General features: G+C 71.3%; 3 protein-coding genes. All 3 read left to right on the forward strand.

Features of this window, described 5'->3' with window-relative positions; genetic code table 11:
* Positions 1 to 358 precede the first annotated feature (358 nt).
* On the forward strand, positions 359 to 1,627 hold the full coding sequence (locus tag VGT06_06450) for an efflux RND transporter periplasmic adaptor subunit (protein ID HEV8662760.1): 1,269 nt from the start codon (positions 359 to 361) through the stop codon (positions 1,625 to 1,627).
* Complete coding sequence (locus VGT06_06455; GenBank protein HEV8662761.1) at positions 1,624 to 4,743, forward strand: efflux RND transporter permease subunit; 3,120 nt, start codon at positions 1,624 to 1,626, stop codon at positions 4,741 to 4,743. The genes VGT06_06450 and VGT06_06455 overlap by 4 nt, the downstream gene beginning before the upstream one ends.
* Before the next feature lie 66 nt (positions 4,744 to 4,809).
* On the forward strand, positions 4,810 to 5,199 hold a 390-nt coding region (locus tag VGT06_06460), incomplete at its 3' end, for a homocysteine S-methyltransferase family protein (GenBank protein ID HEV8662762.1).

Raw genomic sequence — 5,199 nt, forward strand, 5'->3', positions numbered from 1 at the left:
GTGCCGGCACCGGATCTCCTGCCCCGGCATCCCCCGCGCCTGCCCGGCAGAAACACCCCCCTCGCAGTGCGCGCGCGCGGCGGCTGGGGTGTTCGATGGGGTCCCACCGCCGTCCAATGCTCCCGGCCCGCGGGATGGCCTCGCAGACGCCGGATCAGACTTGGAAGAACCACGAGGAGGATCTTGGAGGGCCAGGTGTGATCGGATGCCACGCGAAGATAGCGAGCCTCGCCGGTTCCTGTCAAGGCCAATAACGCTGGCCCGGCCGTGGCCCCGCCTCCGAGCGCGCGTCCCTTGACCCCCGGGGCGATCTCAGCGAGAATTCGCACGTTCTGTCTTGGTCCCGCGAGGGGCACCCATGTCGAGGCGCGTACAGCTCGGCGCAGTCATCGGTCTCCTCCTCCTGCTCGGAGGGCTGGCCGCGTACCGGGGTCTCGCCCTGCCCCGGGACCGGGGGGGCACCCGCCGTCCGGCCCGCGAGGTCACGGTCCGCGTCGCCGAAGCCCGCCGCGGGCCGGTCCGGCACGTTCTCCAGACCACCGGGGACATCCTCCCCCTCCTCCAGGTGGAGCTGATCCCCAAGGTCTCCGGGACCGTGGCGGCCGTGGAGGTCCAGATCGGCCAGGCGGTCGCCGCCGGGCAGGTCCTCGTCCGGCTCGAGCAGACCGAGTTCCTTCAGCGGGTGGCGGAGACCGAGGCGAAGGTGGCCCGGGCCGCCGCCCGCGTCGCCGAACTGCAGGCCGGGTCGCGGCCGGAGGAGATCCGGCAGGCCGAGGAGACACTGCGCCAGGCAGCCTCCCGGCGCGGCAACGCCCGTCTCAACCGGGACCGGATCCGGGACCTCTTCGCGACCGGCGCGGTCTCCCAGCGGGACCTGGACGAGGCGGAGCTGGCCGTCTCGCTGACCGAGGCGCAGCAGGCGGCGGCCGAGCAGGCCCTCGCCCTCCTCCGCCAGGGGCCGCGCGCGGAAGTCCGGGCGGCGGCCGAGGCGGAGCTGAAGGAGGCCGAGGCCGTCCTCGCCCAGCAGCGCACCCTCCTCGACTACAGCGCCATCCGGGCCCCCTTCGCCGGCCACATCACCCGGCGCCTGGTGGACCCCGGGGCTACCGTCGGCCCCAGCGCCCCGGTCGCCACGCTCGTCTCGCTCCAGACGGTCAAGGTGCTTCTGGCCGTCCCGGAGCGGGATTCCCCCCTGCTCACCCCGCGCTCCTCCTCCGTGATCCGGGTGGACGCCTTCCCCGGCCGGACGTTCCCGGGGCGCGTGGCCCGGATCAACTCCGCCCTGGACCCGCTGAGCCGGACGCTGGCCGCCGAGATCCACGCGGATAATCCGGAGGGGCTCCTCCTCCCCGGCATGTTCGCGCGGGCCGAGGTCACCCTCCTCACACGGGAAGGCATCCTGGTCCCCAGCGAGGCGGTGCTGGAGGAGGGCGGGGCGGCGGCGGTCTTCGTCGTGGGGGAGGGGGGGACCGCCAAGCGGCGCCCGGTCGAGACCGGGTACCTCCAGGGGACCCTCATCGAGATCCGGCAGGGGCTCTCGGGCGGCGAGGCCGTCGTGGTGGCCGGACAGCAGGGCCTCCGCGACGGGGCGGCCGTCCGCCTCCTCGAGGGGAGCGCGAACCCGTGAACCTGATCCGGGGCTCCCTGGAGAACCCCATTGCCCGCGTGATGGTCACGCTCGCGTTTGTGGGCCTGGGGGTCCTGGCCTTCACCCACCTGGCCATCGACCTCTTCCCGGACGTCAGTTACCCCGTCGCTACCGTCGTCACCGAGTACACGGGGGCCAGCCCCGCCGACATCGAGACCACCGTGACCCGCCCCATCGAGAAGGCGGTGAGCCGGATCACCAACGTCCGCTTCGTCTCCTCCTACTCCCGGGAGGGGATCTCGGTGGTGGTCATCGAGTTCACCTGGGGGACCAACCTGGACGCGGCTGCCATCGACATCCAGCAGAACGTGAACCAGATCCTGGACCGCCTTCCGGCCGAGACCAAGCAGCCTGTCATCGTCAAGTTCGACCCCTCGCAGGTCTCGGTCATCACGCTCGCCATCGCCGGCAGCCTGGACCCCTGGAAGCTCCGCGAGTTGGCCGAGGACTTCGTCGCGCCGCGCCTCGAGACCCTCCCCGGCGTCGCCGCGGCCAACGTCTTCGGCGGACAGGTGCGGGAGATCCAGGTCGAGGTGGAACGGGCCCGCCTGAAGGGAGCCGGCCTCTCGCTCGACCAGGTCCTCCAGACGCTCCGGACGGGAAACCTCGACGCCCCAGGCGGGAACCTGAAGGCCGGCACGCGGGACTACACGGTCCGGACGATCGGCCGGCCGCTCGAGGTCCAGCACCTGCAGGACCTGGTCGTCGGCCACCGGGGCGGCGTTCCGGTGCGGATCCGGGACGTCGGCCGGGTCCGGGACGGGTTCGAGGAGACCCAGACCGCCGTGACCGTGAACGCCGGGGCCGGCCTGATCCTCGGCGTCCAGAAGCAGCCCGGCAGCAACACGGTGGCCGTGGTGGACGCGATTCTGCGCGAACTCCCCCGGATCCGCCAGGACCTGCCGCCGGGCATCACCCTCGAGGTCGTGAGCGACCAGTCCACCTTCATTCGGCGGGCCATTCGGACGCTCCAGATGGAGGCGATCCTCGGGAGCCTCCTCGCCGTCGGCATCATCCTGGTCTTCCTCCGGAACCTCCGGAGCACGGCGATCATCGCTCTTTCAATCCCCATCTCCATCACCACCACCTTCGTCCTCATGTACTTCAACCGGATGACCCTGAACATCATGACGCTCGGGGGCCTCGCGCTCGGCGTCGGCCGGCTTGTGGACGACTCGATCGTGGTCCTGGAGAACATCTCCCGGCGGCTGGAGGCGGGGGAGGACCCCCGGACCGCCTCCGAGCACGGGGCAACCGAGGTGAGCCGGGCCATCATCGCCGCCACCGTCACCTCGGTCATCGTGTTCCTGCCCATCGCCTTCGTCCAGGGGGTGGCGGCGGTCCTCTTCTGGCAGCTGGCCCTCACGGTGGGGTTGGCGCTCATGGCCTCCCTCTTCGAATCGCTCACGCTCGTCCCGATCCTCACGGCCAAGTTCCTCCGGCCCCAACGGGTGGCCGAGGGGCCCGGCTGGCTCCGCAACGTCTTCGCCCGGAGCGAGGACGCCTTCGCCCGGCTCGATGCCGCGTACCAGGCGCTGATCGCCTGGGCGCTGGCGCGCCGATGGCAGGTGGTCGGCGGGACCGCCGCCGCCCTCTTCCTCAGCCTGGCCGCGATCCCGCTCATCGGCACCGAGTTCTTCCCGCCCTCGGACGAAGGGGAGTTCGGGATCACGGTGCGCCTCCCCGCCGGGACCCGCCTCGAGGAGACGGCCAAGACGGTCACGGCCATCGAGGCGCTGGTTCTGGAAGACGTGCCCGAACTGCGCTCGATGTTCGCCCGGGTCGGCTCGGGCCGCGGGCGGAGCGCCATCTTCAGCGGCCGCGCTGCCGGGCCCCACACCGGCTTTATGCGGATCCGGTTGGTCCCCCTGGCAGAGCGGGGCCGCTCGGCGGACGAGATCATGGCCGCGCTCCGGCCCCGCCTCCCCCGCGTCCCCGGTGGGAGCGTCACCATGGTCACGGGCGGCCTCGTCTCGCGCCTCATCACCTTCGGGGCCGAGGAGCCGATCGTGGTGGAGATCCAGGGCTACGACCTGGCCACGGGGAGCCGGCTGGCGGTGGAGGTCGCCACCCTCCTGCGGGGGATCCGAGGCGTCGCGGACGTCCAGGTGAGCCGGGAGGAGGGGCTCCCGGAGCTCCGCGTGGCGGTGGACCACCAGCGCCTGGCCACCCTGGGGCTCACTGCCTCCCAGGTGGCGACCACCGTCCAGACGGCCATCGGCGGCTACGAGGCCTCCCTCTACGTGGATCCGGTCACGGGGCGCGAGCACAACGTCCTGGTCCGGCTCCAGGAGCCCGACCGGCAGCAGATTACGGACCTGAACCACATCACACTCACGGCCAACGGCCGCCAGATCCCCCTCTCGAACGTGGCCCAGGTTCTCCGCCAAACCTCCCCCACGCAGATCGAGCGGAAGTACCAGCAGCGCGTGATCCGGGTGGTAGCCAACACGGCCGGCCGCGACCTCGGGAGCATCGCCACCGAGATCGAGGCCGGCCTCGCCGGCGTGGAGAGGCCCAAGGACTTCGTCGTCCGACTGGCGGGCGCCCGGGTGGAGCAGGCCGAGGCGTTCCGAAACCTGGCCCTCGCCCTCCTCATGGCGGTCGCCCTCATCTACATGGTCCTGGCCTCCCAGTACCGCTCCCTCCTGCATCCCTTCATCATCATGTTCTCGGTCCCCCTGGGGGTCATCGGCGTGATCTGGGCTCTGCTCCTCACGGGGACGACCCTGAGCGTCATCTCGTTCATCGGGGTGATCATGATGGTGGGGATCGTGGTCAGCAACGCCATCCTCCTGGTGGACACCGTGAACCTGCGCCGGCGTGAGGGAGTGCCGCTCGAGGCCGCCATCCTCCGCGCCGGCCGGGCCCGCCTGCGCCCCATCCTCATGACGAGCCTGACCACCATCCTCGGCCTCCTCCCGATGGCCCTCGCCCTCGGCGAGGGGGCAGAGGCGAACGCCCCGCTCGCCACCGCCGTCATCGGCGGGCTGGCCGTCTCCACGCTCCTCACCCTCGTCTTCATCCCGGTGCTCTACCACCTCTTCGAGCACCGCCGGGTCCGCGCCGCATCCTCGGGATCCTCCGCGCATTGACAGAGCCAGGCGCCTGGGCTAGGGTCGCAGATGCGCCGCCGGCGAGCGGCTGCGAAAGGCACCGAGATGTCAGGCGTCCTGGAGGCCCTCCGCGACACCGTCCTGGTCTGCGACGGGGCGATGGGCTCCATGCTCTACCAGACCTTCGGGCATCTCCGCTGCACGGATGAGGTGAACCTCACCCACCCCGAGAGCGTCCTCAAAATCCACCTGGAGTACATCACGGCCGGGGCCCAGATCATCGAGACCAACACCTTCGGGGCCAACCGGGTCAAGCTGACCGCCTACGGGTTGGCCGACAAGACCGTGGAGATCAACCAGCGGGGCGTCAAGCTCGCCCGGGAGGCCCGGGAGATCGCGGGCCGGGAGGTCTTCATCGCCGGCTCCATCGGCCCGGTCGGGACGCTCACCGAGGCCCTGGAGGAGCCGAGCGTCACGGCCTTCACCGAGGCGTAC

It is taken from the genome of Candidatus Methylomirabilis sp., assembly GCA_036000645.1.
Taxonomy (GTDB): domain Bacteria; phylum Methylomirabilota; class Methylomirabilia; order Methylomirabilales; family JACPAU01; genus JACPAU01.

Excerpts from the sequence above, each read along its gene's own strand:
- VGT06_06450 (HEV8662760.1), top strand. The coding sequence starts at position 359 with ATGTCGAGGCGCGTACAGCTCGGCGCAGTCATCGGTCTCCTCCTCCTG.